A 26,642-nucleotide genomic window follows, 5' to 3' on the forward strand; every position below is an offset into this window, starting at 1 on the left:
AAGGAAAAGATTGGATAATGGTCGAAAAATATAATGTAACTTCCAAGAAATGACTAAAGCAATACTATTTTGTCGAGAGAAAGGATACGAAGTATGAAAGAAATGCTACAGTTATTTCGCAACAAAGTGTATGCACGTTTTTTTCTAGCGAATATTTTAGAACGACTCGGTTCTATGATTGCTGGAGTTTCTTTAATGTTTTATTTGTTAGACCAATACGGAAAACAACCAGTTTACGCAACGATGACACAAATTATGATGGCATTACCTGCATTAATCTTTTTTCTATTAGTAGGGACGGTAGTGGATCGTTTTGATAGACAGCGTATTTGTACGGTAAGTAACATATGTTGTTCGCTTTGTAATATCGGAATTCTAATTTCGCTTTATTACGGGATGATTATACTCGTCTTTATATTTTTATTTTTGGAAAATGCATGTATACAATTTTTCTCTCCGTCAGAACAGTCGATGATACAGGGAGTAGTTGAATCAGACCAATACGGTGCAGCAGCGGGTATTAATCAAATGGTAAATAGTTTGTATGCTTTGTTTGGTGTAGGAATTGCAACGATGGTGTACTGGACTTTTGGAATTTACGGGAGCATTTTAGTAAATACGCTCACTTTTATTATGAGTGGTATTTTGATTCAAACGATCTCCATTCCAGAAAAAGTTCGTTTACCAAATGGTAGAACAAAATGGAAAGAAGTTAATTTGAAGATGTTAATAACAGAGTTTAAAGAAGGGATTAGGTATATATACCAAAATGAAACTTTAAAAAAATTACTTTTAGGATTTATCGTATTTGGATTATTAAATGGTGTTTTAAGTGTATCCACTACTTACATATTAAAATACAAACTAGCTCCAGAAACGTATGAAAGTTTAGCGATGGTGGGCGGTGTAGTTGGAGGGATTTCATTACTAATTGGAAGCATAGTAGCAACGAGTATAGGTAAGAAATATGCGCCAAAATCTATTATAGTTTTTGGTATGGCAGGCTCAGGAGTCTTCTTTGGTATGTGTTACTTTGTAAATTACGTATGGTCTTTTTATGTATGTATCGCTTTAGCGACATTCTTTTTACCGTTTATTAATGTTGCAATATCAGGTTGGATGTATGATATCGTAGAAGAATCGTTTATGGGGCGTGTTCAAAGTTTGCTAAGTCCATTAACGACAGGGTTTCAATTGTTATCTCTTGGAGCGATAGCTATGTTATTCCCGAAATGGATTGAGGCGGATACTTTGTATATTATTTTATTTGGTTTATTATTTTTTGTTACGTGTTTATACCAAGCTATTTTACCTAGTGGGCAAAAGCGAGTACATGTTGTAGCTAAAGAGATGTGACATATTTAGCTCTTTTTGTTTCTAGATATTCTATCGAATGGTAAGGGGTAATAGTTATGTTCATGCGAACTGCTAAGTGGTGTTGGATTACTTGTTTACAATTATTAGCTGCAATTCTATGTATAATCTGTTTAGGTGCGCTCCCTCGATTATTTAAGGGATTGCAAATTGATTTAATCGGTTTTTGGAACACGATTGTGTTTATTGGAGGAAAGTTACTCCGACCATGGGAAATTACATTTGGATTTCGAGACTCGAGGAAATTATTTCCGCAAATATGGATTCATTATAGTGAAACTATGATTGTATTTCTATCAGCTTTTTTACTATCTTTGCTTATAGCGTATGTACTTGTTGTTTGGGTATTGCAGCGTTCTCATATGAAGCAAAAAATGTGGAATGGAGTTTTTCTTACGTTAGAGAGTATACCGGATATATTACTTATTTTATTATCACAACTTCTTGTTGTAATTATGTTTCAAAAAACAGGATTTATGCCGGTCAAACTGGCTGGATTAGGGGAAGAAAGGATACGTTTGTTACCAATTATATGTCTTACAATACCAACAACATTATTGTTTATTAAACTGTTTTTATTACGGTTTAAAGAAGAATTAGAGAAAGATTATAGTTTGTTTGCCAAGAGTAAAGGGCTAAGCTTACGGCATATTTTGACACATCATATTTCAAGAAATGTTTTATTAACGACAATTTATTACGCGAAAACAAATATTTTATTTATGCTTTCTAATTTATATATTATTGAATGGATATTTAATACATATGGTATGTTTGTTTTTGTAAAAGAAAATTCTAAATTAGAAATATTTACAGTGAGTCTAGTAATATTATACGTACCGCTTTTTATACTATTTCGTATATTACATACGCTTTTACAAAATGTTATAAGGGAGCGTGTGTAACATGTGGCAAGTTGTAAAAAGAGATGTGAGATTTTGGATAGGTGTTACTTTTCTGAGTGTACTAATGATTATTAGTATTGGATATACGTTATTTTTCGATGGGAATATTCGTGAACTTACGATGATGTATAACGAAAAAGGAGAACTAGAGGCTGCGCCATTTTCGCCATCAAGTAAATTTTGGTTCGGAAGTGATACGAAAGGCCGTGACCTTGTCCAATTAATAATAGAAGGCGCGAAATGGACAGTTGGAGCGAGTATAATTATAGCAACTTTACGAGTTATAGTTGGAGGAGGGATTGGGTTACTTCTTGGTATGTATGGTAAACGATCATTCCCAGTTATTTCATCCTTTTTTGATCCTTTTAGTATTGTACCGATGGTTATGATTTCTTATTTTATGTTAAATGAAGTATTAACGTTTGATAGTGGAGCAGAAGTTGTGCCGTTATATTTGCGTGTGGCATTTCAAATTATAGTTCTTGTATGTCTTGCTGCACCAACGGTTATGTTGTATGTAGCGCAAGAAGTTAAACGTATTAAGAAAGAAGAATTTATGTTGGCAGCCACTGTGCTTGGCGGGAGTAAGTGGCAAAGGTTAAAGCGCCATATATGGCCTCATATGTTGCCATCATTTCTTTTATTAGTAGCACAACAATTTGTGAGTACTTTATTACTTCTTTTACACCTTGGTTTGTTGCAATTATTCTTTGGTGGAACAATAACCTTCAGTGGAATGGATCCAGATAGTGTAACAAAAGAATGGACCGGCCTAGTTGGTCAAAACTTCCGCCACTTAACTACTCATACATGGATTGTACTTATACCGATTGCTTTTTATAGTATGACAATTTTAGCTGGAAACCTTATTAGTAATAGCATGCAAGATGCGATTAAGCTAGGAAATGTGAGAAGGCCAGAGCGGGAAGGTAGAGAAGTGCAAGTAGAGAAACAAGTACAACCAACTATGAATGACTTTTCTTTTTATAGGGAGATACAAAAGTAAAGAAAGATAGCTGAAGACAAATCGTTTTCAGCTATCTTTTTTCGCTTAAAGTGGAGGTAAATCAATCTTACCTTCTTCAAATAATTCTTTTATCATATGCTTCGTATAACCAGCGGCTTGACCAAATGTGATTTTTGCTGGCATTGGTGCTTCGTTAGCATCTACAACTACATCAATAATACACGGTTTATTTTGTTTTACTGCATTTTCGAAAGCGGGAAGTAGTTCATCTAAATTCTCAACACGGTATCCAATACCTCCACACGCCTCTGCATATTTTGCAAAATCAGGGTTCGTTAAATCTGTTTCGAATTCGATGTTACCCATGACTTCTTGCTCGAATTTAATCATCGCAATTTTATTATTGTTTAATACGACGACAACGATTGGTAATTTATATTTTACAGCTGTTACGAAGTCATTCATCGTCATTCCAAATCCGCCATCACCACAAACTGCAAACACTTGTTTATCCGGGAACGCAATTTTTCCAGCAAGAGCACCAGGTAAACCGCAACCAAGTGTTGCGAGCCAGCTAGAAATGACAAATTGCTGGTTCGTCATACGGAAGTGCCTTGCGGTCCATACTGTTACATTTCCGACATCGACTGATAGAATTGCATCATCATGTGCTACTTGCTGCAGAGCATGCATAACGCGTTGTGGTTTAATTGGAATGGAAGAGTCTTCTTCTTGCTCGTGTAATTTTTCTTCCCACTTTTTCATCATTTCTTGATAATGTTCTAAGAAGGAATGGTCTGTGTGTTTTTCAACATTTTCAATTAACCATCGCAATGTTTTATCAGCATCACCAGCTAAACCAATATCTGTCGCGTAACGTTTCCCGATTTGGGCAGGATCTGTATCGATATGAATTGTTTTTGCTTTTTCAGGTAAGAAGCCGGTGAACGGATAAGAAGTACCGACCATAATTAAAGTATCTGCATGCTTCATTGCTTCATAAGAAGGTTTCGTTCCAATTAATCCTAATCCACCAATACAAAGAGGGTGTTCATCAGGAATAATTCCTTTAGCAGGTAATGTAAGTACGATTGGAGCACCAATATGTTCTGCCAATGCAAGTAAAGATTCTCTCGCATGTTTTGTTCCTTTTCCTGCTAAAATCACAGGCTTTTTCGCTTCATTTATTGCGAGTTTTGCTCCATCTAAATCTTCTTTTTGTGGAAACAACTCAGGTAAAGTAAAAGAAGTATTTGTAATACGAGCACCATTTTTCACTTCGAATTTCGGGACATCATCTGGAATTGTAAGAACGGATACACCTTTTTTCGTATAAGCCATTCGAATTGCTTGATTCACTACGGCAGGTAGTTGCTCTGCTGACATAATACGCTGGTTATAAACCGCAACATCATCAAACATTCTTTCTAAATTTACTTCTTGGAAAAAGTCCGTTCCAAGTAAATCGGTTTCTACTTGACCTGAAATTGCTAGAACAGGGGCTTTATCGAGTTTCGCATCATATAAACCATTTAATAAATGAATAGCACCAGGTCCTGCAATTGCCATACAAACGCCAAGTTTTCCTGTTAATTTCGCATAGGCAGCCGCTGCTAATGCACCAGCTTCTTCATGGCGAACTTGAATGAATTTAATTTTATCTTGTTTTTTTCTTAAAGCTTCAATGATAGAATTGATGGAATCTCCAGGCATACCGTATATGTGTTCTACTCCCCAGTCAATTAATAAATCAACTAATGCTTCACCAGCTGTTTTTCCAAACATAATTGTTCCTCCTTATAATAGGTAGATAACATTATGTTTTGGATAAAAAGGAAAAATATACAAATAAGAAAATTTATCTGGTTATTTGTAATCTAAGAATCAGTGTGGGAGGAACAAAAGTTTCACTTTAGCAACTTTAATGATGACCAGCGAATAAAGTGAACACTGTTATTAGTAAAAAACCACTAGTTGCCCATATTAGAAATGTAAGGAAAGAGAGCTGTTTCTTAGCTTTCCAAAGCATTTCATGAATTGTGACATATCCAAGTGAACCAATAGCACTTCCCATAATGAGTCCTTGCAGGTGAAGAGCTTTTCCTTCCATCAAAATGCCAAAAACTGTGCCAGTGCCGAGAATAAGAGAAAGTAATAAAGTCGTTAATAAAAAGGAAATATATTTATGTTTTGTAAAAAGAAATGGAATAATTAAAGCTAATCCTTCTGGAATATGGTGAACGACAATTGCTATTAAAAACGGAATGGCAGAGTCATTATGATTTATAAAAGCTGTACCTAACGCAAATCCACTTGGTATATTATGAATAAATATAGCGAAAGAGAGAAAAAGGAAGGTTTGCCATGCTTGTTGATCTTTTTTATGTATCATTGGATGATGACAATAGTTATCTAATAAGCTCATAACTAAAATACCGATGGCTATACCAAGTATAGGCCCAATCATTTCGTAGCTTGAAAATGTTTCAGGAATAATTTCAAGGGATAAAAGCCCAAGCAAAATACCGCCACATAATGCATATAAACGATGCATTTTTTCTTCAATTAGCTGGCGTGTAGCAATGCCAACAGCACCGCCTAATAATAAGCCACCAAATGAAAAAAATGTAACTATCATAGGAATCCATAATCGTTCCATAGTATCACACTCCGATTCTTCCACCTTATTTTTAGCTTACGAAAAGGAAAGTTAGATTAGTCCAAGTAATTGTGTTTGATTATAGAGAAAAAAGTAGTGATTCGTTATAATTTATATATTAAATTTAAGTGAGAAAATGAAAAGGGGAATTGGTTATGCAACAAATTAAAAAAATAGGAAACTCATTTTGGTATATGACACCTGTTTCTGAAACAGATAGGCCTATCTTAGGAATGGTCGTTGGACAAGAAAAAACGTTAATGATTGATGCAGGGAATTCAGAAGAACATGCACAATTATTTTTAGAAATGTTAAAAGAAAAAAATGTATCGAATCCTGATTTTGTAGCACTAACGCATTGGCATTGGGATCATATTTTTGGATTATCTGTATTACATAATGCATTAACTATTTCGCACGTTGAAACGAAAAAAGAAATGCAGGCAATAGTATCTTATGAATGGACAGATGAAGCGTTGGATGCACGCGTAAAAGAGGGTACTGAAATTGCATTTTGTGCGGATTGCATAAAAAAAGAGTTTGAAGAAAAAGCGAGAAATATTAACATTATTCCTCCGACCTTAACGTTCCAGAATCAAATTGAATTAGATCTAGGTGAAGTGACATGCGTGTTAAAACATGTGGGCGGAGATCATGCACATGATTCTGTTGTTATGTATATAAAAGAAGAAAAGATATTGTTTTTAGGAGACTGTATATATGCAGATATTTTTTCTTCGAAGTGGAACTATACGACGAAAAGAACGTTTAAATTGATAGATGAATTAGAGAAATTTGATGCTGAAACCTATATCCTTTCTCATGGGACAGCTATAAATCGGGATGAGTTTTTACAAGAAATGCGTTTACTAAAAACAGTAGGAACTTATACAGAAGCTCATAAAGGCGATGAAGAGAAGATAAAGGAAGCGTATAAACAAGAACTAGATAGAGAATTAAATGAAGATGAGTTAGAAACAATAACTTATTTTGTCAATGGTTATGAAATGGTTAATCTGTAAAACACAGCTCTAATCAAAAAGTATTATACTTCACAAAAAGAGTATTGAAATTTAATTCAATACTCTTTTAAATATTAAGTTCCAAGCAATTTCTAAATTTTTTAGCTGGCTCATCATCTGGATTTATACCACTTTCAAAACTGGTAGTGAAAGGTAACCACTGCCAATCTTCGCATCCTACAAAAGCTATTCTTGACCAATTCTCAATGAATTCAATGAAATTATTCGCAATCTTATATCCATGTCCTTCTCCATCGTCGTGGCTTAGATAAATTATCGGAGCATCTATATCATCTTTCATATCAAATGCTAAATAATCTCCATTTCCCACTTCACAAAATGCTAATTTGTTGTGCCAAACTACATCATATTCATCATCTAGATTTGAAAAAACCTCGTCAACCAAGTCTTTACGTTCTTTTTCGAACTCAGAAAGACTTTCTAGACTCCAGTGGGGTGTTCCGCAAAAAATATCAGTAAATTCATTTGGTAGCTCTACATCGTCAGGTAAAAACCAGCGTAAGCTAAAATTTCCTGAGAACTCTAAAAGTACTTTTTTGAAGCTATTTGGTAGTTTAATACCCAGTTTTTCTTCTACTTGGATTATTTGTTCAAGGGAAGATGGTTTATCTATACACACTTCTTGAACTTCACCACCTATGTATTTAATTCTAGAAGTTATAATTTCTATTCGTTCTTTTAGTAACTCATAATCCATCTTATCACCTCATGTTATATTAATTAAAGTATATCATTCTTAATAAATTTTTTTGTGTAATTGAGGTTTCAAGTAGCAGCTTTTTTAGCTAATTTAGTAATATATTCAAAGAATACATCACGTTTTACATCATAAACGACATTTACAGGTCGTCCATCAGCAGTTTCCTCTGTACGCCCCTGGCTAGGTCCGTATGTATGAACGATACTATTAATTGTTTGAGTTTTTGCAAGGCTAGTGTTTCCAACAAGCGCGGTAGTTAGTACATCCCATAAATAGTAGGTAGAGTTCGTTGAGAAGTGAACGAGAGGGGGGACCATTGCATAGCATTGACCAAGGAAATCAACACCAATATACTTTCTCTCTTTTGCCCACTGTTCACGTATGTCTATAGTTAACGGAACTTGGTTTGTACTTTCTAGTGTCACTAAGTCGATTTTAATTTTTGCATCCCATACACGAGCTACTGCTTCAGGGTCCCAAAACGAATTCCACTCAGCTGTTCCATCATGCTCTGGTTCATGTACATTGCCTGCTGTAAGAAATGTACCACCCATCCAAACGAGACGTTCAATTTTATCTTCAATTATGGGAGCTTCATATAATGCACGAGCAAGGTCAGTTAGGGGCCCGGTAAATAATAAAGTTGTTTTTCCTTCCGTTTGTAGAAGCGTTTCTATTAAATGGTGATGTGCAGGCTTTGCTGCTACAGGTGTTACAACTTTTCCAGCCTCATTTAAAATTGGTAAAGCATCTACATAAAATGCATGCATCCGCCAGTCTTTCGGAAACGGATTTTGCCCACGAGAGTTTGAAGCGGCTACTGCAATATTACCTTCGCCGAAGCGATCAATAATTTTACGACTTGCAGACATTGCAGGTTCTAAATAGCAGTCTGCTGGGATAACAGATACACCGGTAAGTTCAACGTTTTCCATTTGAAGTAATAAAAATAATGAAATTAAATCATCTACGCCGCCATCATGATTGAAGTATACTTTTTTCTTCATTGTAATCTCCATCCTATATAATTTAGTTAGAAATTAAATATGAATTGAGGAAAAGTCATCAATAATTTCCACCACTTCAATTTCTCCATTAATCAGTAGCTCAGGAAGCTCATTTCTAATATTTCCTTTCCAATACTCTCTAGCTTGTTGGATTTTTTGAGAAAAAGGAATACCATCTTCTTTCGGTAAAAGATTACCGTCACCTTCAAAAGAACTTCCGATTACTCGTAGTTTAACAATCTGTAAAACTTCTCGATTGTAAGAATCAAATAATGCTTTCCATTTTAAAGCATCTTCGTAGCTTTTTGAAGCGTATAAACAAGATAACCTGGAAGGGTATTCAGGGAATTCTTGTAGTCTAACCATTTCTACAATTGTTTCTCTAACTGCTCTAATTGTTTGATCCATATAACTCATAACTACTGTAGCATTTTCATTATTTATATGTAATTCGTCATTTTTATAGTGATTATTTAAAATTTGTATGCCATCTTCACCATTAGCATTTAATTGTTCTCTTTCAAAAAAGAAGTGATATAGAGTATTTTGTTGATTTTTGTTAAAAGGAATCATTTGTCCGATATGCATTTTTTTCCTTGTTACGATGTGATATGCGTAAAATTCTGCTTCATTCATGGTTATCCTCCTAGTAATAATGTAATGCAATGTTAAATTTAGTAATTCAACATTGAAATATATAAAACCTTTATAAGTAAAAGTGAGAATTTGAGTTGAAAGTAAAGAAAATATATGAAAACGTTTTAAATTTGTTCACAAAATGTTCACTTACGAAGGGGTTTCCAATGTCGATATAATGACAAAGACTCAAAGAGAGAGGATGATGAAATTTGCCAACAACAAGAAAGGAAAACTTCCAATTTGGCATGATGATGTGCTTTGGAATGGTTATCGTAATGACGTTTTACAATTTACTAATGAATGAAACAGGAGGATCAATTTATATTAAAGAGATTGCATTAGAACTATTAATTGGCTTTATTATTGCGCTATTAATTGAAATATGTATCGTTGGACCTTGTGCGAAAAAAATTGTATTCATGTTGCCATTTGATAAATCTAAGAAAATAAATATTATCGTTGCAATGGCGACAACTATGGTAATCGGAATGGTGTTCTTTATGTCATTTTTCGGTATGGCTATGATGCATTTACATGGTGGACTACAAGGAGATTCATTTGTTTCAATTTATTTTTCGATTTTTATTAAAAATTTCATAATGGCATATCCATTACAATTAATTATTATGGGACCGCTTGTACGTTTCTTATTTGCAAAGTTTGTTATGAAAAAGAAATCTTTTAATGTAGCGTAATTTTCATTTATAAAACATTATATATAAATAACGAAAAACACATCTCGCATTTTTGAGGTGTGTTTTTTTTCATTCCAAGTTATTTTCATAGTGATGTGACATTTGTCCTTTTGCCATTATAGGATGATGGTTTTTAATTAAGTCAGAAATAAAGGATGAGGAGATGATTTTTTGAAAGGTATTCTATTTGCTGTTTTTGCGGGGATATTTATAACGCTTCAAGGAACCTTTAATGCGAAACTTAGTTCACATATCGGTATATGGTCGACGAGTATTATAACCCATTTAATTGGATTCATTATTGCAACAACTGTATTTTTGTTAAAGAAAGAAGAGAAAGTAACAGATTTAAAGAGTGTAAAAAAAGTATATTTAGTAGCGGGTGCATTTGGTGGATTCATTATTTGTGCAGAAACTATGTCGATATATTCACTAGGAGTTACATTGACAGCTGGCACACTAATGGTTGCTCAATTGTTAACGGCAACAGTTATTGAAATGAAAGGACTGTTTCATATAAAAAAGATACAGATGGAGAGATATCATATTGTGGGAACAATAGTAATGATTATAGGTATTGTTGTATTTAATATGTAAATGAAAGGAGAAATGCATATGGAGGATAGATCAGGTTTAATTACGCATTATTTGAAAACCAATAAAACGCTTGAGATTTTTTCAGAAATAGATACATCTTATTTTCAATTAAATCACTTTGAAAAAGGCGAGCTTATTTGCAATATAGATGACGAAATGAATCGTTTATATTTTGTTGTTAAAGGTAAAGTAAAAGTTTACACGATTACACCTGAAGGGAAGAAACTAATCCTTCGCTTTATCAATCCACTCGCAATTGTTGGTGATATTGAATTAATTCAAAATAGCAAAGCACATAATGTCGTTGAAGCTTGTTCAGATGTTGTAGCAATTTCCATTTCTAATACGGTTATTAGAAACAAGTTATTACATGATCCTATATTTATGAAGTTCTTACTTGAAAACATTGCGAACACGTTAAAAATATCGACTCGTTTTACTGCTCTTAATTTACTTTATCCTGTAGAAGTACGTGTAGCTAGTTATTTACTTTCAATTTCAACAGATAGTAACGGGAATATGTACAAAGGGGATTTGGATGCGACTTCGGTAACGAGTATTGCGGATTTTATAGGGGTAAGTTATAGGCACGTAATTCGGGTATTACAAAGATTTTATAATGAAAAATTAATTGAAAAGAGTAATGGAGTTATTGTAATTAAAGATTTTTCTAGAATGAAGGAAGTCGCTAAAGATAATATATATGAGCAATGAAAGGGAGAGGAAGATTTTGATTGGATTTAGTTTAGCTATATTAGCAGGAATATTAATTAGCTTACAATCTGTTTTTAATGCAAAAGTAAATGAAAATGTAGGACAGTGGTTAACAACTACATGTGTCCTTGGAATAGGTCTCATTAGTTCTATTCTATTTTATATCATTACAGAAAACAGTATTAACATTAAAGTGTATACTACAAATTATTTGTTTTATGTAAGTGGACTGTTTGGCATCGGGTTAATTATTTGTATAATGGGTGCAATAAAGAGCTTAGGTCCAGCATATACGGTGCTAATTAGTCTTATTACTCAATTGGTCGTTGCATTATGCATTGATACATTCGGATTATTTGGAATGGAGAGCATGCCATTACAAATAAATAAATTAGTTGGTATAGGTTTATTAATTGTGGGAGTAGGGATTTTTAAAAATCTATTTTCGAATAAGAAAGCTATTCATATAAGAAAGGATAGGGTTTAAAGAATTTAAAGGTAAAAGCTGTTAATGGTCAGAACATATACATTTAAATAGTAGTAAGTGATTCAATATATGTTGCAAGATGGTGTACATGATTTGAAAATCGATGAGATTCAACATTTTAGCTCCCACGTAAAGCGCATGCAAGATTTTATCCCGCATTAACGGGCAGTAAGACCCCCACCTGAAAATTCAGCGAAAGCAAAGAAGTTAGGTGGGGAGCGGGCTGCCCGTAAAAACCCGATTGGTGAGGGCTGATAATCAGTGGGGGATGAACAAAACCCCTACTGATTAAAGTTTCACTTTATAAAATTTTTCGGCTATCCAATAACAAAAGAGAATTCTAGAATCGCACAAGGATAGAGGTGTGTAAAAACGAATAGGTTTATAGAATGAAAAGGGCGATTCCTTGTGAGATTAAATTTTTGATTTTGAAGTAATTCAAAATCTTAGCCAGATGCCTATGTAGCGGTACCTCATAATAAAAAGGCAGGAACATATCAATTATGTTTCTGCCTTTGATTTTATTAAGATTAACATTTATGACCTAAGTATAAATGTATTGAGCTCTTCTTTATTTATTATTTTTTGAACCGTAAATGAACAAACTTCAACATTTTTATTAAGTTTACAATTCTCATCATTATACGCGTACTACCATCCCAATCTTTATTTGTAGCTATATCTTTAAAAAAAGGGGAACAGCTTAATACTTTTATTGTAGAGGACCATTTTTCTATTGATTTTGGATTGTTTACGTAAAAATACATCATAGCACCGTTATTACCGGATTTCTTTACAGTAGCATTCGAAAGATTCAGTGCGAACTTTGATTCAGCGTCAAAATATAATTCTCCTCCAGGGAAACGTTTTGACATAGCGACTACGATCTTTTTTAAATCTTCTTCTTTAAAGTAATAAAACACACCTGCTGATATAAAAAGAATTCCGTCGTTTGGATTATATTTTATATCGTCAAACCAAGAAGTATCAAAAAATGATTTAGCAATGCTAATGTTTCTAGGGGTATCTTCAATTAAAGTTTTGCGAAAAGAGATTGCATCAGACAAATCAAGGTTGTACCAGTGTATTGTACCGTTATCGATTCTTGAAAAAGTAGTGTCAAGTCCGGAACCGATGTTGACAATAGTAGCATTCGGGTGTTTTATTATAAATTGTTTTATCGTATCGTCAATTTTTCGTGCACGTGTAATGTATGTGATACATCCGTATTCGCCAAATGTATTTGCTATTGTTGAGAAGTCAAAATCACATTCTTTAATAATTCGAATAGCTTCTATATCATCTAAAATATCCTTATTTTTCTCACTGCCATATGCTCTTCCCCATAGTGGAATAAGCATTGTACCTTGTACAGATTGCAAATCTAATTCTTTAACCATGAAACATCCTCCGTTTAATAATAAACAATATATTTAGTCGTTATTTAACATTTTTGAGAGCATTGTATTTGTTTTATATAGTCCATAAGTTAAATCCCGCCTATCTTCTTCAGATAACTTTTCGAGGTTTACTGTGAAATTATTATATATTTGTTTCCATCTCTCATAATGTACTTTTTCAGCTTTTTCTGTCAGAGAGATTAATATAGCTCTTTTGTCTACCATATCTTGCTTTTTTATGATGTATCCGTTTTGTTCTAAGTTACGCACTGTTACACTTAATTGTTGTTTAGGGATGTTTAAATAACTAGCAATCATTTTTAAGTTTACAGGCACCTTTTGCTGGGCGATATACTCTACTACGTGTTGTTCTAAATGTGTAAATTCTGAGGATTTCTCCGATAGTAATTTAAAAGTACCTGACATATTTAATAATAAATTCATGTATTCGTTTAATAATTCGTTTTGGTTCATTGTTTTTGATTCCTTTATGAGTTTAGTTATTATTTTATTACTAAATTCACTATAAATCAATTGAAATTACTATTTATAGTAAATTAACGTTTACTAATAACTGTTTTTTTGAATTTATGTGGACTGAATTATGAAGGTGCGAGAAGTGGTTTTAGGGAACGAGAATATAACCGAATATAAAATATTACTAAACATATATAACTAATGAATACAATGTCTTTTTCAGTTATTAAGTTGTAAATCATTTTATGATAAAATCTTTTACATAATTTAATAAAGGGGTAGTTTTCAATGGGTTATTTCTCGAATGGTTTATTAGTTTTGTTTGTGCTAATCGTATGCAGTTGTATATTTTTTGGTTGATAATATAATGAGAGTCTTATATAAAAGAAGTTATCTTAAGTGAGATAACTTCTTTTTATTTTATGTTGAGAAGGAATTCTATCTTTCTTATTGAAGTTTGTTCTAGTTATTTTTACATCGATCAGATTTGTGTAATGGGAATTTTATGAAATATAAACAAGCCAGAGAATAGGGAGTATTTACATGGAAAATAGTATACGCTACACAAGTGAACATCCTACAGATTTTAATGGATTATTATCCTTATACGAATCTTTAGAATGGAATTCTCTTAAATTAACGGTTAACGAGTTAGAACGAATGTGTACACAAAGTTGGTATGCAATATATGCATTTAAAGAGGAACAATTAATTGGGATGGGGCGTGTTATATCCGATGGAGTAATAACAGGCGTTATTTGTGGTGTATGTGTATTGCCAAAATATCAGTCCATTGGTATTGGGAAAGAAATAGTGGAACGATTAATCCAGCACTGTGAACAAAATAAGGTTATTCCACAACTTATGTGTGTAGAAAAATTGCAATCTTACTATGAATCTATAGGGTTTGAAGCATTCTCTATTGGGATGACAAAACATATTATAAGATAGAAGTGCTTTATCCCGCTATTTGCCGGGTAGTAAAACCCCACAGATTAAAGTTTCACTTTATATTTTCAGTTTACTCGTACATATTTTCAAACTTCAACATAAAGGAGAATGGCTATATGGAGATTGCTAAAGGGATAGAAATGTTACAACTTGAATTTCAAGAATTTGTTATTCATCCAATTCTTTTATGGGATGATGAAATGGCAGTATTAATAGATACGGGTTTCCCAGGGCAAATTGAAGATATACAAGTAGAGATGGAAAAGGTTGGGGTATCATTTGATAAGTTAAAAGTCGTGATTTTGACGCATCAGGATATTGATCATATAGGTAGTCTTCCAGAGTTGTTGCAGCGCTGTCGAAGTAATATTAAAGTTTATGCGCACGAACTAGATAAGCCATATATCGAGGGGGATTTACCTTTATTGAAGGACGGAAATATAGAGAACCGACCAAAAGGAAAAGTGAGTGATACTGTGATTGACGGGCAAGAACTTCCGTATTGCGGTGGAATACTAATTCTTCATACTTCAGGGCATACTCCGGGTCATATTAGTTTATATTTGAAACAAAGTAAAATTCTTATTGCAGGAGACTCTATGTATAGTGTGAATGGGATGTTAGGAGGAATTCATGCCCCAACAACTATAAATATTATGGAAGCACGACAGTCTTTGAAGAAGTATTTAAATCTAGATATTGAATCTGTAGTTTGTTACCATGGGGGATTAAGTAAGGGGAATATAAAGATTCAGCTTCAAAATTTGTAAAAGGTAAAGATAATAATTTTTTAATAATGGATGCTAAAGTGTAGTCTAATTGTTGATATATAAATAAAACACTTAAATGATAAAAAAGCATGTTTGAAAAAATTCAAACATGCTTTTTTATTAAAGGAAATCTATTTAATATGAATGACCTAGACCGTTCCAATAAAACGAAACAATTTCTTCTGCTAATTCATCTATATTTGCAAGAATAGGATTATGATTTTCATCTTTAAAATTCCCAATTGATAATAAAGATACGAAAGCATGAGCCGCAAATTTAGCGTTTCCTTTCGGAATTTCTCCGATGTGCATCGCATTATCGAGTGCTTTTTCTAGTACTTCATACATATTATCTTCAGCATTTTTTAATTCTTTCAATTGTTCTTCAGATAACGACAGTTTTGCATCTTTCATAAAATTTTTCATATCAATATCCATCGTTGCGTGTAAGTAAACTTTAGCGAAGTCTAATAATCTTTCTTCTAACGTTTTGTTTGTAGAGAGTATTTGAGACATATTCTCACGTATACGTACCATCATTTCGATCATAGTAGCGGTAAATAAATCGGCTTTTGTTGAATAGTAATAGTAGACAGTTGCTTTCGTAACACCACAAACTTTTGCGACCTCATCCATAGAAACGACTTGATAATTTTGCGTAAGAAATAAGCGGGTTGCCACTTCTAAAATGGTTTCTTTTGTAGATTTTGTATTTTTATTTTGACGCGGCCTTCCGAGAGGACGTTGTTTTTGTTCCAAATACATTCGCTCCTGACATTTATGATTGAGATGATTATAACATAATTTTCAATCATTCTTGATTAATTAACCGACCAGTATATATAATTAATAATGGAGGAAAAAAGGAAGGTGGGTTTTTATGAAAAAGCACCCGTTACATATGTTAGGGAGGCTTGTAGCAGGGAGAAATACACAATGGATCACTTTATCGGTGTGGGTTCTTATTACATTATTACTTTCATTTACGTTACCACAAGTGAACAGTATGAAAGAACCGAATCCGAAAAATTTACCTGAAACAGCTATGTCACAGCAAGCGGAAGCGCTTATGAAAAAAGAGTTTCCGAATAATGCAGGGAATCCGTTGTTAGTAGTATGGTATAGAGATGGTGGATTACAGTCACAGGATTATAAACTCATACAAGATGTTTATAAAGAGTTAAAAGCTAGTCCTTTAAAAGAACAATCAACGTTACCACCATTTGATACAATCCCAGAGCAAGTATTATCAAAAAGTGCATCAAAAGATGCTACATCATTTGTTACACCGGTATTCTTTAATAAATCTGCTGGTACAGATATATTAAAAGGAAATCTTGAAGAGTTTAGAAAAATAGTGAATAGTAAGGTGGATGAAGATCCATTTAAACAAAAAATAAGTGAATCTGGTTTACATGTTCGATTATCAGGACCTGTAGGTATTCAAACGGATGCAGTTAGTTTATTTAGTCAAGCAGATGTGAAATTGTTAGTGGCTACTGTATTATTAGTCTTGGTCTTATTAATTTTGCTTTACCGTTCGCCAATTTTAGCAATTTTACCTATACTTGTTGTTGGCTTTGCATACGGTATTATTAGTCCTACACTCGGTTTTTTAGCTGATCACGGATGGATTAAAGTAGATGCCCAAGCGATATCAATTATGACAGTATTATTGTTTGGCGCTGGAACGGACTATTGTCTATTTTTAATTTCGAGATATAGAGAGTACTTGTTAGAAGAAGAAAGTAAATATAAAGCATTGCAACTTGCGATTAAAGTTTCTGGCGGTGCAATTATAATGAGTGCGTTAACTGTTGTACTTGGATTAGGAACATTATTACTTGCTCATTATGGTGCCTTTCATCGATTTGCAGTACCATTTAGTGTTGCTGTATTTATAATGGGAATCGCGGCTTTAACAATTTTACCAGCACTATTATTAATTTTCGGTAGGATTGCATTTTTCCCGTTTATACCGAGAACAACTTCAATGAATGAGGAGTTTGCAAGAAAGAAAAAGAGAGCTGTAAAAGTTGAAAAATCAAAAGGCTCCTTTAGTAAAAAACTTGGAGATATTGTAGTACGAAGACCGTGGACAATAATTATGGTAACTGTATTTGTATTAGGCGGATTGGCTTCATTCGTACCACGTATTCAATACACATATGATTTACTAGAGTCGTTTCCAAAGGATATGCCTTCTCGTGAAGGGTTTACGTTAATTAGTGATCATTTCTCAGCTGGTGAACTAGCACCAGTAAAAGTTGTTGTTGATACGAAAGGAAAAGAGCTTCCTATTAAACAAGAACTAGAGAAATTTTCTTTCGTAAATACAGTGAAAGAGCCAAAAGAGGGAAAAGAAAATAAGCAAATACAAATGTATGAAGTTTCTTTAGCGGAAAATCCATACTCAATTGAAGCGTTAGATCAAATTCCTAAATTGAAAAGTAGTGTAGAAAAAGTATTAAAAGATGCTGGGATTAGTAATGCTAAAGATCAATTATGGATTGGTGGGGAAACAGCTTCATTATATGATACAAAGCAAATTACGGAACGTGATGAATCAGTAATTATTCCAGTAATGATTAGCATTATCGCTTTACTATTACTTGTCTACTTACGATCGGTTGTTGCGATGATTTATTTAATTGTAACTGTCGTTTTATCATTCTTCTCAGCGTTAGGAGCAGGATGGCTATTACTTCATTACGGTATGGGTGCGCCGGCCATTCAAGGTGCGATACCGTTGTACGCATTCGTATTTTTAGTTGCTTTAGGTGAAGATTATAATATCTTTATGGTTTCAGAAATATGGAAAAACAGAAAGACACAAAATCACTTGGATGCAGTAAAAAATGGTGTAATACAAACAGGTAGTGTTATTACATCGGCTGGTTTAATTTTAGCAGGAACTTTTGCAGTGTTAGGTACACTTCCAATTCAAGTATTAGTTCAATTTGGTATTGTAACTGCAATTGGCGTATTACTAGATACGTTTATCGTAAGACCGTTACTTGTACCCGCAATTACAGTAGTTTTAGGCCGATTTGCTTTTTGGCCAGGTAAACTTTCAAGAAAGAGTGAAGAAATACAAAAGGTGGATGCATAGTTAAAAAAGCCAAAGATATTTTCCTTGGCTTTTTTCAATTTAGTTAATTAATTTTTTGAAGTCAAATCATCAGCTGCAGCGTGATCAGCATCTTCAATTGTTGTTTCGGGCATTCCATATAAGCCGTTCATTGCTTGTTCTTCGATAGTAAGGTTTGCAGTATTATTATTTTGAATAGATGTAGTGTTTTCAGTAACATTTTCTTTTTTATTCATATTTTTGTTATTCATGTATGTATCCTCCAAATTTCATTTGATTTATCTATAGTATGTGGATGGATTTCCAGAAATATGTGAATTGATTCTTACATATGTTATATAATTAAATAAATAATTAGGGTGAAATGTACACTGTTAGGAGTGAACAATTATGGTGAAAGCAAGGGAATTAGCCTTCTAAAATAAAAAGAAAATTTTAGGAGGCTATTAGAATGAAGTTCCATGTAATTGATAGAGAAGATTGGAATAGAGAGCAGTATTTTGAGCATTATTTAAAGTTGAAATGTACATTTAGTATGACTGTGAATGTTGATATCACGATGTTATTAGAGGAAGTATATCAAAAGGGAATAAAATTTTATCCCGTTTTTATATATTTAATTTCTAGAATAGTAAATAATCATAAAAAATTTCGAACATGTTTTAACGATGAAGGAGTTTTAGGCTATTGGGAGGAAATGATACCGAGTTATACAATCTTTCATAAAGATGATAAGTCTTTTTCAAGTATATGGACGGATTATTCAAGTTATTTCCGCACTTTCTATAAAAATTATGAAGACGATATGAGATGCTATGCTAGTGTTCATGGTCTTTTCACAAAAGAAAATATTCCGCCTAATGTCTTTCCGATTTCTAGCATACCTTGGACTAGTTTTACTGGATTCAATCTTAACATTAATAATGATGAAAATTTTCTATTGCCAATTATAACTTGTGGGAAATATTTTAACGAAGGAAACAAGGTTATGCTACCAGTTTCATTGCAAGTACATCATTCGGTTTGTGATGGATATGATGCGAGTAAATTTATAGAAGATTTACAGCAGTTAAGTAATACTTGCAACGATTGGCTTAAGTAATATCTAATTTTTAATTATATAAAGTGAAACTTTAATCAGTCCTCACCAATCGGGCTTTTACGGGCAATTGATCCCCCACCTAACTTCTTTGCTTTCGCTGAATTTTGAGGTGGGGGTCTTACTGCCCGGCAAATAGCGGGATAAAATTGAAAATGAATAAAAGAAGAGAACATGTTTATATTACATGGTCTCTTTTTATTATTCATTAATACTAAGTAACTGTGGAAAATGTAGGGTGATTTGTAGTTTAATAGTAAAGAGAATGATTAGTGTTAATTTTCTTAGTTTTGAAAAAATAAGGATATAAATGTTTTAATAGGGGGGAATAAAGTGAAATTCGTAAGCATTGAAAAAAATGAGGTCCTAATTGGGAATATGGCAAATTTGTATTGTAAAGTATTTGAGAAAACAAATTTCAATGAAATAATCGAGCGAATGAATAGGCATATAGAATATACAGGTTTTAAAGGTATAGTAGCAATAAATGATGAAAATGAAGTAGTTGGTTTTACTTATGGTTATCGCTCAATGGAGGGACAGTACTATAATCAATTAATGAGAGAAGCGTTACATCTAGAGTTAGTAGAAGAATGGTTACAAGATTGTTTTGAATTTGTAGAGTTAGCAGTTCACCCACAATATCAAAATGAAGGTCTTGGAACGAAATTACATAATGGATTACTAGAAGGGGTTTCAAATAGAACGAGTGTTTTAACAACACAAATAAACAATGAAAAAGCACGTTCGTTATATGAAAGATTAGATTGGATAAATGTATTGGAGCCATTTCATCCAAGTAAAAATGATGTTCCATATGTAATAATGGGAAAAGCATTAAAAACAAAAGTGAATTGATAATTATGGCATTCACAAAAATTATTGGTTTGTAATAATGAAGGGGAAAACAACAATGATATCTATAGAAAAAGCTACAATTTTAGATGCTAAAAAGTTAACAGAGATAATGAAAAGAACATTTGATGCAGAAGCAAAACAATGGCTATACGGCCAAGATGATGTCATTGATTATAACATTCAACCGCCAGGATATTCTTCAGTTGAAATGATGGAATATTCCATTGAAGAATTGGATTCTTTCAAAGTTGTAATGGATAAAGAAATAATCGGAGGGATAATAGTTACGATTTCTGGTAAGTCGTACGGTCGAATTGACCGTATTTTTGTAGATCCTGTTTATCAAGGAAAAGGAATTGGATCACATGTTATGAAATTAATAGAAAAGGAATATCCAAACATAAAGATTTGGGATCTCGAAACATCTAGTAGACAAATTAATAATCATCACTTTTATAAAAAGATGGGTTACCAAATGATTTTTGAATCGGAAGATGAGTATTGTTACGTGAAAAGAATAAAAACAAGCTCAAACAAAGAGAGTGTAGTTACAAATAAAGATATGAAAAATAGTCAATACGAAAACTGTAATTTAGCAAATACAGAGTATTATCAAGTGAATTTAAAAAACAGTTCATTTGTTGGTAGCAATATAATGAATATGAATATGAGTAATTGTAATGTAAGTCAATCAAAGTTTAGAAATATAAATTTTAGATGGTCATCATATGCAGATTTAAATCTTTCTGGCAGTAAATTTAATTTGGTGACTTTAGGTGGAGTACAATTTAAAAATACAAGTCTCGGAGATGAGAAGGAACCTATTTTATTCAATAAATGTGATTTGGAAGGTAGTACCATAAGTGATAGTAATCTGAAAAATATTGAAATAGAAAATTGTGATATAGTCGGTATGAAACTAAATGGCATTCCGATTGAAAATTTGCTTAATTTATATAACAAGGTGAAAAGGTAACCATATCCATATATATAGTTGTTAATCTTTTTGGAAGTTAAGTATTATATCGAAATAATTATGTAAAAATGACATAAAGAAATACGGATGAGAAGGTCATTTATGAACGTTTCTAGAATAACCACAAATATATTTTTATTTATATGGAGGAGAGAAAGATGGGGATTAACGTTAGAGCAGTAGAAATACAAGATGCTAGAGCAATTCATCGTATATGTATACAAGATGACGTTTTACCGTATATGGTTTTCTTACCTAGCATGCGTGTAGACGCTATGGAAAATAGAATTCGAAATTTAGCACCAAATCAATTTGAATTTGTTGCAGAATATGATAGAGAAGTTGTTGGGTTTGTAGGTTTAACACAAAGTCAGGGCCGAAGATCTCATTCAGGTGATTTATTCATTGGGGTAGACAGTGAATATCATAATAAAGGAGTTGGGAAAGCACTTCTTACGAAGATACTTGATCTGGCTGATAATTGGTTAATGTTAGAGAGAGTAGAACTAGGTGTGTTAGAAACGAATCCAAAAGCAAAAGCTTTATATGAAAAATTTGGATTTGTAGAAGAGGGAGTAAAGATAGGGAATTTGAAAGCTCATGGAAAGTTTATTAATGAAATTATGATGAGTCGTTTTAGACCGGATGGTTTAATTGTACATAATGAATAGTTAAAAGCATGACAGTATACTGTCATGCTTTTTTATTAGAACTTGGCTGTAATAAAAATAATACTAAACCAATAAAAATAACGGTAATTCCTAGTCCTTGTTGTAAAGAAATGGTCTCATGTAATATAAAGTACGCTAGTATACAAGTTCCAATTGTTTCTCCTAAAATACTCATTGAAATTACAGTAGCACTCATCCATTTTAATAACCAATTAAAAATGGTTTGTCCTAAAATTGTAGCAATGAAAGCTAATCCAATAAAGCACAACCAAGTTTGTGTAGAGTAATGGATGAAAGATTCTTGTTGCGTGAAAGCAAATATGCCAAGAAAGCCAGCGCTACTTCCATAACTAATTACCGAATATGGTATAAGTGCTAAATCTTTACGAACGTGTTGGCTAATGAAAAAATAAGCAGTAATGATACCGGCAGCGATAAATGCTAAAATATCTCCATATAAAGCTTCTCCGCTAATTTGGAAATCTTGCCAGCCAATGATGATACTACCTGAAATAGCGATGAGGCAACCAATAACTGCTCCTTTCGTAAATCTCTCCTTAAATAAAAAATAACCACCAATCATTGAGAATAAAGGTTGTAGCGTTACGATAACTGTAGAGCTTGCTACAGAAGTATATTGTAATGATTCAAACCATAGTACATAATGTGCAGCTAAAAATAGCCCAGATATGAATCCGAATACCCATTGTTTTTTCGTTAAATTTTTTAGCTCATTTCGACTATTTTTATTAAATAGTAATAACGGTAACAGAATTAGTGTGGCAAAGAATAATCGGTAAAAAGCAATGATTGTCGCAGGAGCATCTGCCAATTTTACAAAAATAGCTGAAGTTGATAAGGCGAATACACCAAAAAATAAGATGCAATATGAAAGAATAGGTGATTTCAAAGTTTGTCCCTCCGATAGAATGTTTATTATAATAAACTTAATGCGATATAATGTACAAAGGTAAGTATATAAGTCCCGGAGATAATAGGGAAGGGTTATTTGCCTTTGTTTAGTATGTCAGCACAAAGACAACGAAACATGCATTATGATGGACGAAAGGAAGTTTTACTATGGTACATGATAGGCTTGGACAAACAGTATTAAGTTATCGTAAGAAAAATAATATGACAATTCGTGAATTCGCTGATTATGCAGGGATTAGTACGTCGTTAATTAGCCAAATTGAAAGAGGACATGCTAATCCTTCTTTAAATGTTTTGGAATTAATTGCAAAAGCATTAAATGTACCGCTGTTTACACTTTTTATTAACGATATTGATACAGATTCGCTCATTTCTAAGAGAAAAGATCGAAAAAAAGTATATCGGGAAAACAATGATCACATTGTATATGATGTATTAACACCGGATTTTATGAAAGCACGTATTAAAATGCTAATGATGGATTTAAATAAACAAGCAAACACAACAGAAAGCCATTATTCCCATGAAGATAAGGAAGAAATTGCTGTTGTTATGAAAGGGGAAGTGTATGTGGAATTGGAGGGAAAAGAATATTTTTTAGAAGAAGGCGATGTTGTACGTATTCCACCGAATGTGAAGCATCGATTTTTGAATAAAAGTGATGAATTGAATCACATTTTATTTGTACTGACACCATCTTTAGGATGAAAATATAGTGATTTTTATTAGGGGAGAAAGAACATGGAAAACAAAAGTATTTTAAAAGGCGGCCTTTCAATTATTTCTCAATGTAAAAAAGAAACAAATGATATTTGGCATGCGCATTTTGGAGCAGCTGCAATTGCTAGTTATTTTTTTATGAAAGATAATAATATTGATGAAGAAACAGCTCGTAATATGTATTCGCAAACAAGGATGATGCTAAGCAAGAAAAAAATTGGTGAGATGATTGATGATAAAAAAGAAATAGATTTTCAGATTGCGGAGAATATGATTATAAAATCTTTAGAACAAACGATTGATGAGCTTTATTGGGTGGGGCATAACGTCATTTATGCATCATTAAGTTTATTAGCTATGAAAGAGCTACAAAAATGGGGTGATAATCAAGCAATTGAAGGGATTACTACTCTTATTTTATCATTTCGAAAAACAATTCCAGGTAGATCGTGGATTGGTTATACGACGAAAGAAGTAAAACAATTAAGTTTTGAAGATGAGATACAAAGTGAATTGAGTAATCCAACACAAGTATCTCAGTTCATTTTAAATGAGTTATCGAAATTTAATAGTATTTATCGAGCGGAATCACATCATGATTTAATTGGGCATTTGCTTACATACTCCCACGCAATTAATATAATGTACGATTTAGGACATATAGATATATTTCAACGAGGGATACGTCCGCTTTTAAAACTAGTATACGTACTAAGAGCTAGCCAAAAGCTCAAGCTGAATACGGAAATAACTTTACACTCACCTATAGATCGATTACCTTTAATTCAATCTAAACGTGCAAATATTTTACCAACTGAAAATATATTTTGGATAAAAGACTATAGTGAATTCGATTGGGATTTTGGTCATGTATTTAAATTCTCATATAGTTATTTTAATCATATACAGAGAGCTCCAAATTATAAAGATATCACATTAGAAAAATTCCGGTATGTTATTCATTCTTAATGAACGTCAATAATCTGTAAAAGGAAGTTTAATCTAGTTTCTTTTTTGTTAGTAGTATATTATTTTTTCAAATATGTAAGATTTTACATGCGTATTTTACTTTTACTAATTATGTAAGTAGGCTATACTGAAATACATATATTTTATTTTTGGAGAGATGTAAAACGACATGGAATTAGCGAAATTGGAAAAAGTAATTGAAATAAAAAAAGAAGAACTTTTATATTTAGTATCGGATTATGGAATTCAACATGAAAAAGTATTGGCATTGAGTCAAGAACTAGACAAATTAATCAATTACTTTATGTTTTTAAAATAAAGAGAACTATGACGGGGTTTGTAAATGTTATAGTTCTTTTTTATTAGGCAATTTGAAAATATATTCAAATATATTGTCTAATTTCTTACAGAATGCGCAACTTGCTAGTCGAATATAAGGACTTTTGGTTATAATAAAAAAGAATTATTAATTGTATCGGTTAGGAGCGCAGTACATATGAAAACAGTTGTTGTTATCGGTGGAGGTATAACGGGACTTTCTACTATGTTTTATTTAGAAAAATTAAAAAAGGATTATAATATCGATTTAAATTTAATTCTTATTGAAAAAGAAGAGTATTTAGGTGGTAAAATCCATAGTGTGGAAGAAAAGGATTTCATTATGGAGTCAGGAGCGGATTCAATCGTTGCTCGTAATGAACATGTTATGCCACTTGTAAAAGATTTAAATTTAGAAGATGAAATGGTATATAATGAAACGGGTATTTCTTACATATATTCTGAAAACATGTTACATCCGATTCCTTCTGATACTATATTTGGGATACCGATGAGCGCCCGGTCGTTGTTTAGCAGTACGCTAGTCTCAACGAAGGGGAAAATCGTAGCTTTAAAAGATTTCATAACGAAAAATAAAGGGTTTACGAAAGATACATCACTTGCTCTATTTTTAGAAAGCTTTTTAGGCAAAGAGTTAGTGGACAGACAAATTGCTCCTGTGCTTTCAGGCGTATATTCTGGTAAATTGAATGAGCTTACAATGGCATCTACATTACCGTATTTACTGGATTATAAAAATAAGTATGGAAGTATTATTAAAGGTTTTGAAGAGAATAAAAAACAATTTCAATCAGCAGGAAATAAAAAATTCGTATCATTTAAGGGTGGACTATCTACGATAATTAATCGCTTAGAAGAAGTGCTGACTGAAACTGTCGTAAAAAAAGGTGCTATAACGACGGCTGTAAGTAAACAAGAAGATCGATATGAGATTTCTTTTGCAAATCATGAAACAATACAAGCTGATTATGTTGTTTTAGCAGCTCCACATGATATTGCACAAACTTTATTACAGTCTAATGAGTTAAATGAGCAGTTTAATACATTTAAAAACTCATCTCTTATAAGTATTTACTTAGGATTTGACATACTAGATGAACAACTACCAGCTGACGGTACGGGGTTTATTGTAACGGAAAACAGTGATTTACATTGTGATGCTTGTACATGGACAAGTCGAAAGTGGAAACATACATCGGGTAAACAAAAATTATTAGTAAGAATGTTTTATAAGAGTACCAATCCGGTATATGAAACAATCAAAAATTATAGTGAAGAAGAACTAGTACGAGTAGCTTTATATGATATTGAAAAGAGTCTCGGAATTAAAGGTGAACCAGAAGTAGTCGAAGTTACAAATTGGAAAGATTTAATGCCGAAATATCATTTAGAACATAATCAAGCGGTTCAAACATTGCAAGAAAAAATGACGAATCTTTATCCAAATGTATATTTAGCTGGTGCCTCATATTACGGTGTCGGAATTGGTGCGTGTATTGGAAATGGAAAGAATATGGCCAATGAAATAATGGCTACATTAAATAAATAATACTGTAGAATAAATAAAAACTGTTCCTTCAGCAAAATGGAGGAACAGTTTT

At 32.6% G+C, this 26,642-nt stretch carries 29 protein-coding genes; 19 read left to right on the top strand and 10 right to left on the bottom strand.

Annotation, left to right across the window (positions count from 1 at the left end; genetic code table 11):
* The first annotated feature begins 84 nt into the window (after positions 1–84).
* The 3 genes from AC241_RS11675 to AC241_RS11685 are packed head-to-tail and all read left to right on the top strand — an operon-like array spanning position 85 to position 3,285.
* A complete protein-coding gene (locus AC241_RS11675; RefSeq protein ID WP_255287565.1) occupies positions 85–1,356 on the top strand; it encodes an MFS transporter in 1,272 nt (423 codons plus the stop codon).
* 56 nt (positions 1,357–1,412) lie between these two features.
* Positions 1,413–2,279, top strand: a complete 867-nt coding sequence (locus tag AC241_RS11680) for an ABC transporter permease subunit (protein WP_050843482.1) — start codon at positions 1,413–1,415, stop codon at positions 2,277–2,279.
* Position 2,280: 1 nt separating this feature from the next.
* Positions 2,281–3,285 (top strand): ABC transporter permease subunit, encoded by a 1,005-nt coding sequence (locus AC241_RS11685; RefSeq protein ID WP_050843485.1) that lies wholly within the window; start codon positions 2,281–2,283, stop codon positions 3,283–3,285.
* A 45-nt stretch (positions 3,286–3,330) separates the two neighbouring features.
* Here AC241_RS11685 and AC241_RS11690 read toward each other — a convergent pair whose 3' ends face one another.
* Both AC241_RS11690 and AC241_RS11695 read right to left on the bottom strand, forming a co-directional pair.
* Positions 3,331–5,031: a pyruvate oxidase gene (locus AC241_RS11690; protein ID WP_050843487.1), complete on the bottom strand. Its 1,701-nt coding sequence runs from the start codon at positions 5,029–5,031 to the stop codon at positions 3,331–3,333.
* 136 nt (positions 5,032–5,167) lie between these two features.
* Entirely contained in the window at positions 5,168–5,905 is a 738-nt protein-coding gene (locus AC241_RS11695; RefSeq protein ID WP_050843489.1) for a ZIP family metal transporter, read from the bottom strand.
* Positions 5,906–6,060: 155 nt separating this feature from the next.
* On the opposite strand from AC241_RS11695, the gene AC241_RS11700 reads away from it, so the two are divergent.
* A complete protein-coding gene (locus tag AC241_RS11700; RefSeq protein WP_050843491.1) occupies positions 6,061–6,927 on the top strand; it encodes an MBL fold metallo-hydrolase in 867 nt (288 codons plus the stop codon).
* A gap of 67 nt (positions 6,928–6,994) precedes the next feature.
* Here the strand turns inward: AC241_RS11700 and AC241_RS11705 are convergent, their stop codons facing one another.
* From AC241_RS11705 to AC241_RS11715, 3 genes are all read right to left on the bottom strand, one after another.
* Complete coding sequence (locus AC241_RS11705) at positions 6,995–7,645, bottom strand: SMI1/KNR4 family protein (RefSeq protein WP_048564087.1); 651 nt, start codon at positions 7,643–7,645, stop codon at positions 6,995–6,997.
* 68 nt (positions 7,646–7,713) lie between these two features.
* Complete coding sequence (locus AC241_RS11710) at positions 7,714–8,667, bottom strand: nucleoside hydrolase (RefSeq protein WP_080990774.1); 954 nt, start codon at positions 8,665–8,667, stop codon at positions 7,714–7,716.
* 21 nt (positions 8,668–8,688) lie between these two features.
* A complete protein-coding gene (locus AC241_RS11715) occupies positions 8,689–9,291 on the bottom strand; it encodes a DUF2441 domain-containing protein (protein WP_029442265.1) in 603 nt (200 codons plus the stop codon).
* Between the two features lie 212 nt (positions 9,292–9,503).
* Between AC241_RS11715 and AC241_RS11720 the strand changes: the two genes are divergently transcribed.
* The 4 genes from AC241_RS11720 to AC241_RS11735 all read left to right on the top strand — a co-directional run bounded on the left by AC241_RS11720 (position 9,504) and on the right by AC241_RS11735 (position 11,787).
* Complete coding sequence (locus AC241_RS11720) at positions 9,504–9,989, top strand: DUF2798 domain-containing protein (protein ID WP_043938698.1); 486 nt, start codon at positions 9,504–9,506, stop codon at positions 9,987–9,989.
* A gap of 171 nt (positions 9,990–10,160) precedes the next feature.
* Positions 10,161–10,586: a DMT family transporter gene (locus AC241_RS11725; RefSeq protein WP_050843495.1), complete on the top strand. Its 426-nt coding sequence runs from the start codon at positions 10,161–10,163 to the stop codon at positions 10,584–10,586.
* Positions 10,587–10,604: 18 nt separating this feature from the next.
* Positions 10,605–11,300, top strand: a complete 696-nt coding sequence (locus tag AC241_RS11730) for a Crp/Fnr family transcriptional regulator (protein WP_029442267.1) — start codon at positions 10,605–10,607, stop codon at positions 11,298–11,300.
* 16 nt (positions 11,301–11,316) lie between these two features.
* Positions 11,317–11,787 (top strand): DMT family transporter, encoded by a 471-nt coding sequence (locus AC241_RS11735; RefSeq protein ID WP_043938700.1) that lies wholly within the window; start codon positions 11,317–11,319, stop codon positions 11,785–11,787.
* Between the two features lie 578 nt (positions 11,788–12,365).
* Here the strand turns inward: AC241_RS11735 and AC241_RS11740 are convergent.
* Entirely contained in the window at positions 12,366–13,187 is an 822-nt protein-coding gene (locus tag AC241_RS11740) for a class I SAM-dependent methyltransferase (protein ID WP_048564083.1), read from the bottom strand.
* Between the two features lie 33 nt (positions 13,188–13,220).
* A complete protein-coding gene (locus AC241_RS11745; protein ID WP_016081689.1) occupies positions 13,221–13,661 on the bottom strand; it encodes a MarR family winged helix-turn-helix transcriptional regulator in 441 nt (146 codons plus the stop codon).
* Between the two features lie 546 nt (positions 13,662–14,207).
* On the opposite strand from AC241_RS11745, the gene AC241_RS11750 reads away from it, so the two are divergent.
* The gene (locus AC241_RS11750; protein WP_048564081.1) at positions 14,208–14,615 is read left to right on the top strand and encodes a GNAT family N-acetyltransferase; all 408 of its coding nucleotides are present in this window, start codon (positions 14,208–14,210) and stop codon (positions 14,613–14,615) included.
* Between the two features lie 116 nt (positions 14,616–14,731).
* The gene (locus AC241_RS11755; protein ID WP_029442269.1) at positions 14,732–15,385 is read left to right on the top strand and encodes an MBL fold metallo-hydrolase; all 654 of its coding nucleotides are present in this window, start codon (positions 14,732–14,734) and stop codon (positions 15,383–15,385) included.
* 135 nt (positions 15,386–15,520) lie between these two features.
* Here the strand turns inward: AC241_RS11755 and AC241_RS11760 are convergent, their stop codons facing one another.
* A complete protein-coding gene (locus AC241_RS11760; protein WP_050843539.1) occupies positions 15,521–16,144 on the bottom strand; it encodes a TetR/AcrR family transcriptional regulator in 624 nt (207 codons plus the stop codon).
* 121 nt (positions 16,145–16,265) lie between these two features.
* On the opposite strand from AC241_RS11760, the gene AC241_RS11765 reads away from it, so the two are divergent.
* Positions 16,266–18,497, top strand: coding sequence for an MMPL family transporter (locus AC241_RS11765; RefSeq protein WP_050843541.1), 2,232 nt, complete (start codon positions 16,266–16,268; stop codon positions 18,495–18,497).
* Positions 18,498–18,544: 47 nt separating this feature from the next.
* Here the strand turns inward: AC241_RS11765 and AC241_RS11770 are convergent, their stop codons facing one another.
* Complete coding sequence (locus AC241_RS11770; protein ID WP_001060657.1) at positions 18,545–18,727, bottom strand: DUF4021 domain-containing protein; 183 nt, start codon at positions 18,725–18,727, stop codon at positions 18,545–18,547.
* Positions 18,728–18,927: 200 nt separating this feature from the next.
* Between AC241_RS11770 and catA the strand changes: the two genes are divergently transcribed.
* From catA to AC241_RS11790, 4 genes are all read left to right on the top strand, one after another.
* Positions 18,928–19,578, top strand: coding sequence for a type A chloramphenicol O-acetyltransferase (gene catA, locus AC241_RS11775; RefSeq protein ID WP_016081684.1), 651 nt, complete (start codon positions 18,928–18,930; stop codon positions 19,576–19,578).
* A 330-nt stretch (positions 19,579–19,908) separates the two neighbouring features.
* Positions 19,909–20,433, top strand: coding sequence for a GNAT family N-acetyltransferase (locus AC241_RS11780; RefSeq protein WP_050843543.1), 525 nt, complete (start codon positions 19,909–19,911; stop codon positions 20,431–20,433).
* 37 nt (positions 20,434–20,470) lie between these two features.
* Complete coding sequence (locus tag AC241_RS11785; RefSeq protein WP_050843545.1) at positions 20,471–21,409, top strand: GNAT family N-acetyltransferase; 939 nt, start codon at positions 20,471–20,473, stop codon at positions 21,407–21,409.
* 158 nt (positions 21,410–21,567) lie between these two features.
* Positions 21,568–22,080, top strand: a complete 513-nt coding sequence (locus AC241_RS11790; protein ID WP_050843546.1) for a GNAT family N-acetyltransferase — start codon at positions 21,568–21,570, stop codon at positions 22,078–22,080.
* A gap of 22 nt (positions 22,081–22,102) precedes the next feature.
* Here AC241_RS11790 and AC241_RS11795 read toward each other — a convergent pair whose 3' ends face one another.
* Positions 22,103–22,990, bottom strand: a complete 888-nt coding sequence (locus tag AC241_RS11795; protein ID WP_043938717.1) for a DMT family transporter — start codon at positions 22,988–22,990, stop codon at positions 22,103–22,105.
* A 170-nt stretch (positions 22,991–23,160) separates the two neighbouring features.
* Between AC241_RS11795 and AC241_RS11800 the strand changes: the two genes are divergently transcribed.
* From AC241_RS11800 to AC241_RS11815, 4 genes are all read left to right on the top strand, one after another.
* Positions 23,161–23,721, top strand: coding sequence for a helix-turn-helix domain-containing protein (locus AC241_RS11800; protein WP_050843548.1), 561 nt, complete (start codon positions 23,161–23,163; stop codon positions 23,719–23,721).
* A 33-nt stretch (positions 23,722–23,754) separates the two neighbouring features.
* Positions 23,755–24,702, top strand: a complete 948-nt coding sequence (locus tag AC241_RS11805; RefSeq protein ID WP_050843550.1) for a hypothetical protein — start codon at positions 23,755–23,757, stop codon at positions 24,700–24,702.
* 169 nt (positions 24,703–24,871) lie between these two features.
* Complete coding sequence (locus AC241_RS11810; protein ID WP_000417698.1) at positions 24,872–25,021, top strand: aspartyl-phosphate phosphatase Spo0E family protein; 150 nt, start codon at positions 24,872–24,874, stop codon at positions 25,019–25,021.
* 177 nt (positions 25,022–25,198) lie between these two features.
* Positions 25,199–26,590: a protoporphyrinogen oxidase gene (locus tag AC241_RS11815; protein WP_050843551.1), complete on the top strand. Its 1,392-nt coding sequence runs from the start codon at positions 25,199–25,201 to the stop codon at positions 26,588–26,590.
* The last annotated feature ends 52 nt before the right edge of the window (positions 26,591–26,642 follow it).

Origin of the sequence: Bacillus thuringiensis (assembly GCF_001182785.1) — a bacterium.
GTDB classification, from domain to species: Bacteria; Bacillota; Bacilli; order Bacillales; family Bacillaceae_G; genus Bacillus_A; species Bacillus_A thuringiensis_S.